Raw genomic sequence first — 4,966 nt, forward strand, 5'->3', positions numbered from 1 at the left:
GTGCGACTTGAGTTGATCAACGCGCCGGCGCATGCCTTCGTTGATGGCGAGATCATTCGCGGGATCAGTGAGCTCCTGTTTGCAGTCGTTCGTGACATCGTCTTTGTCTCGACACAGGTCGAGGCAGGCAGCTTTGATCTTGAATCGTCCGAAGGGATCACTCACGCCGTTTTCGACATTCTTCGCAATGCTCGCGTGCTGCGCGCAGACATGGATCCGAATCTTGTCGTCTGCTGGGGTGGTCACTCCATTTCCCGTATCGAATACGATTACACCAAACTGGTCGGCTACCAGCTCGGCTTGCGCGGGATGGATATCTGCACCGGTTGTGGTCCGGGCGCGATGAAGGGTCCGATGAAGGGCGCCACGATTGCGCATGCCAAGCAGCGTCGGCGCAGAAACCGCTACATCGGCATTACCGAGCCCGGCATCATTGCCGCCGAATCGCCGAATCCGATCGTCAACAACCTCATCATCATGCCGGATATTGAAAAACGGCTGGAGGCGTTCGTGCGCACTGCCCACGCGATCATCGTGTTTCCCGGCGGCGTGGGAACGGCCGAGGAGATCCTCTATCTGCTTGGCATTCTGCTGCACCCGGCCAATGCCGGAATTCCGTTTCCGTTGATATTCACGGGGCCGCGCGAATCGGCAGCATATTTCGAGCAGATTGACCGGTTCCTGCGCCTCGCTCTCGGCGATGAGGTATCGAGCAACTACAAGATCATCATCGACGATCCGGAGCAGGTCGCACGCGAAGTCGAGAAAGGCGTTGAACAAGTCCATGAGCATCGGCTCGAGAACAAGGACGCATTCTTCTTCAACTGGGCGCTGAACATCGATGAGGATCTGCAGCATCCATTCTGCCCATCGCATGAAGCCATGGCTGGCTTGAACCTCAATCGTGACCAGGCGCAGCACATATTCGCTGCGGACCTGCGTCGTGCTTTCTCCGGAATCGTCGCCGGCAACGTCAAGATCGAGGGCATGCGTGCCATCGAGGAGCATGGCCCCTTCCTGATCCGGGGTGACAACCAGATCATGCTGGCGCTTGATGAATTGCTGGCCAGCTTCGTGGCACAGCAGCGCATGAAGCTTCCGGGAGGGGCGACGTATGAGCCTTGCTACCGGATTATTGCGTCAGGCTGATTTGCCCCTGCAGCACAAGTCCGGGCACAGAGATCGACCAGCAGCCTGCGCACATGTCCATGTGAGAAGTCGACGCCTGATTGTGAGTGGGCTGCGAATGGATGCGTGCATCTGCCGCAGGTGTCTGGCCCGGGAGTGAGCCCGAACAGTACTCGCCATCCCCTGGTCCGGGGATGGACCTTCGTCACGAGTTCAAACCTGGTCAGCCATGTGCTCCGATGTGCTCCATCTCCGCAGCCTGTCTGGCCACGAAGCGTCGGATGCGTACAGGGATGGTGGGGGGAGGTATGGCCTGGATCGATCCCTGAATCGACATGACGTGCGGCCGATCAAGCCTTTCGCACCAGCCAGGCGCGCTATTGAAGTCGATTCTGAGCACAAAAAAAGAGCTGCGATTGCTCGCAGCTCTTTATTCAATGATGGCGCCCGAAGTTGGACTCGAACCAACGACCCCCTGATTAACAGTCAAGTGCTCTAACCAGCTGAGCTATTCGGGCGAAGCCGTGCATTTTCGCGGGATCGTCGTGGATCGTCAAGCCCTTGTGACTCAACTCCCGATTGCCGCGCAGGCGGCACTGGCCTGGCTGGGGGAAGGGACGCCTGTGCGCAGGCGTCCGGAGTTGTTGAGGACAAGGCTGCGCGCGGCGCTGACGCCGCGTCCGTCGCAGACTGTCAAGGTCATGTTGCTGCCATCCGAAGTGCCATCCGGCTGGTAGCGGATGCGATGGCGCCCGACACTTCCAAGTATCGCGATACCGGAGGATTGGGCCTGGTTGAGCGCGATGATTTCCTCGCCGGGTTCGTGTTCGCCATTGCGGTTGCCGTCGAAGAAGACGAGCCAGCCGTGATGCCAGCGAGTGCTGCGATCACAGGCATCCTGGTCCCCGGAAGGGCACACCACGACCTGCTGGCGGCGCATCGCAGCGCTGATGCGGGCCTGATTGATGGCGACGGACAGAGCGCTTCGAGCAGACCGCGAAGCGCCGGCCTGTTTGAGATTGCCCAGTGCCGGAGTGGCGATTGTGGCCAGGACAGCGATGATCGAAATGACAATGAGCAGTTCGATCAAGGTCACGCCTGCTGCACGATTGCGTTGCATTTCCATGGCGACTCCATTCCGGATTGAGTGCTGGAATGCTAGTCAGGAGCCAGATCGGTGACGATGGGCCATGGCTGCGTATTCATGTAGGAAAATGCCGATATCCGGCGTAGGGAGATCGAGCGTGACAGAATGGTGAGCGCTTGAAATCCAGTGCAAAAGCACGACATTTGACCGGTCGCCAGTGCGATTGTCCTTCCTCATTCCATTCCCTGGTCCCCGCTCAATGACCGATCGCTTCCAGCTCGAATCACCCTATCGCCCGGCCGGTGACCAGCCGCAGGCCATCGAACGTCTGGTGTCCGGCTTCGAGTCCGGGCTGGCCCGCCAGACCCTGCTTGGCGTGACCGGATCGGGAAAGACCTACACGATCGCCAACGTGATCCAGCAGGTGCAGCGCCCCACCCTGATCATGGCGCCGAACAAGACGCTGGCCGCTCAGTTGTACGGGGAGTTCAAGGAGTTCTTTCCGCACAACGCGGTCGAGTACTTCGTCAGCTACTACGACTACTACCAGCCAGAGGCCTACGTCGCTGCATCCGATACCTATATCGAGAAGGATGCGTCGATCAACGATCACATCGAGCAGATGCGTCTTTCGGCAACCAAGACCCTGTTATCGCGTCCTGATGCCCTGATCGTGGCCACGGTGTCGGCCATATACGGTCTGGGCAAGCCCGAGGACTATCTGCAAATGCGGCTGATCCTCGCGCGTGGCGAACATACCGATCAGCGCAAGCTGATCCGACACCTGACCGAGCTGCAATACACGCGCAACGACATGGAGCTGCGTCGTGGCAGCTATCGGGTGCGTGGCGAACTGATCGACGTGTTTCCTGCAGAGTCGGAAACCGAGGCCCTGCGCATCGAATTGTTCGATGGCGACATCGAGAACCTCTCCATTTTCGATCCGCTGACTGGAGAGGTATTGCGCAAGGTGCCGCGCTACACCGTGTATCCGAAAACCCACTACGCGACCACGCGAGCCGCTACATTGAACGCAGTCGAGACGATCAAGGTGGAGCTCAAGGAGCGCCTCGAGCAGTTGTATGCGGCAAACAAGCTGCTTGAAGCCCAGCGTCTGCAACAGCGCACCCAGTTCGACCTCGAGATGATGGCCGAGATTGGCTACTGCCAGGGCATCGAGAACTACTCGCGGCACCTGACCGGCGCCGCTCCCGGCGAGCCGCCGCCGACCCTGTTCGATTACCTGCCGCCGGACGCACTGCTGGTCGTGGACGAGTCGCATGTGACGATTCCGCAGCTGGGCGGCATGTACAAGGGCGATCGTTCGCGCAAGCAGAACCTGGTCGAATATGGCTTTCGCCTGCCTTCGGCCCTGGACAATCGGCCACTGAAATTCGAGGAGTGGGAAGCGCGCGCGCCACGCAGCATTTTTGTTTCCGCGACACCCAGCGCCTACGAGATCGAAAAATCGGAAGGCAACGTGGTCGAACTGGTGGTGCGGCCCACAGGACTGATCGACCCTGAGGTCGAGATTCGGCCAGTGCGCACTCAGGTTGATGACCTGCTGTCGGAATGCAATGCACGAATAGCCATGGGTGACCGCGTGCTGGTGACGACCCTGACCAAGCGCATGTCCGAAAACCTGACCGAATATCTGCAGGAACACGGCATTCGGGTGCGCTATCTGCATTCGGATATCGAAACCGTTGAGCGTGTCGAGATCCTGCGCGATCTTCGCCTGGGCAAATTCGATGTGCTGGTCGGCATCAACTTGCTGCGCGAGGGCCTCGACATGCCCGAAGTCTCACTGGTGGCGATCCTGGACGCCGACAAGGAAGGTTTCCTGCGCTCGTCCGGCTCATTGATTCAGACCATTGGACGCGCCGCGCGCAATTTGCGCGGCAAGGCGATCCTGTATGCCGACAGGGTCACCCGCTCGATGAAGGTCGCCATCGATGAAACGGATCGGCGCCGGGCCAGGCAGGTCGAATACAACCTTGAGCACGGAATTACGCCAAAGGGTGTAACCAAGAAGATCACCGACATCATGGAAGGCGCAAGGGCCGAGTCAGGTCGCGGCGGCAAACGTGACCGCTGGGGCAAGGTGTCCGCCGACGAGCGCCGCGCCGCCGAGGAGGCTGCCGAATACAGCAGGCTTTCGCCAGACCAGGTCGCCACCCGGATCAGGAAGCTGGAGGCGCAGATGTACAAGCATGCCCAGGATCTCGAATTCGAGGAGGCAGCCAGGACCCGTGACCAGATTCAGAGGCTCAGGGAGCAGGGGTTGATGGGATGAAAAGCCGGGAGTTTGGGAATAGGGAATGGGGAGTCCCACGGGCTGGAGTAGGGCGACGATCCTCGTAGGCTGAGCGAAAGAGTTGCCCAACTTCCAGATGGCCTAGAGTTCCGCGCTGCGAATGGCTCAACGATGTTGGGGTTCGCTGTGCTCACCACCAACCTACGCCGTTTCCTCGATTTTCGGAGCAAACGGTCCCAACCATTCCCCACTCCCGGTCGGGGCCGGAGCCAGATGCCTTCGGCTGCCAGAAATGCACCATGGACGACTCAAATTCATGCAACTTGTGCGTCCCGACTTGTGCGCCGCCGCAGAGTCGGTTAGTCTGCGCGCCCCCGCATTCAGGGGCGCGTAGCTCAGCGGTAGAGCACTACCTTGACATGGTAGGGGTCACAGGTTCGATCCCTGTCGCGCCCACCAACAATTACGGGCAACGAAGGACCGCCCGGCGAAGC

At 59.7% G+C, this 4,966-nt stretch carries 3 protein-coding genes and 2 tRNA genes; 3 read left to right on the top strand and 2 right to left on the bottom strand.

The window, feature by feature from the left end:
* The coding region (gene ppnN, locus WBP53_RS08420) for a nucleotide 5'-monophosphate nucleosidase PpnN (RefSeq protein WP_423927854.1) at positions 1–1,149 on the top strand (1,149 nt) is incomplete at its 5' end.
* 420 nt (positions 1,150–1,569) lie between these two features.
* On the opposite strand, the gene WBP53_RS08425 is transcribed toward ppnN, so the two are convergent.
* A tRNA-Asn gene (locus tag WBP53_RS08425) sits at positions 1,570–1,646 on the bottom strand.
* A 50-nt stretch (positions 1,647–1,696) separates the two neighbouring features.
* Complete coding sequence (locus tag WBP53_RS08430; protein ID WP_423927856.1) at positions 1,697–2,254, bottom strand: GspH/FimT family pseudopilin; 558 nt, start codon at positions 2,252–2,254, stop codon at positions 1,697–1,699.
* A gap of 220 nt (positions 2,255–2,474) precedes the next feature.
* Between WBP53_RS08430 and uvrB the strand changes: the two genes are divergently transcribed.
* Together uvrB and WBP53_RS08440 are read left to right on the top strand one after the other, a co-directional pair.
* Positions 2,475–4,511, top strand: a complete 2,037-nt coding sequence (uvrB, locus tag WBP53_RS08435) for an excinuclease ABC subunit UvrB (protein WP_423927858.1) — start codon at positions 2,475–2,477, stop codon at positions 4,509–4,511.
* A 345-nt stretch (positions 4,512–4,856) separates the two neighbouring features.
* A tRNA-Val gene (locus WBP53_RS08440) sits at positions 4,857–4,931 on the top strand.
* Positions 4,932–4,966 lie beyond the last annotated feature (35 nt).

The sequence above is a fragment of the Dokdonella sp. genome (assembly GCF_049593775.1).
Classification (GTDB): Bacteria; Pseudomonadota; Gammaproteobacteria; order Xanthomonadales; family Rhodanobacteraceae; genus Dokdonella.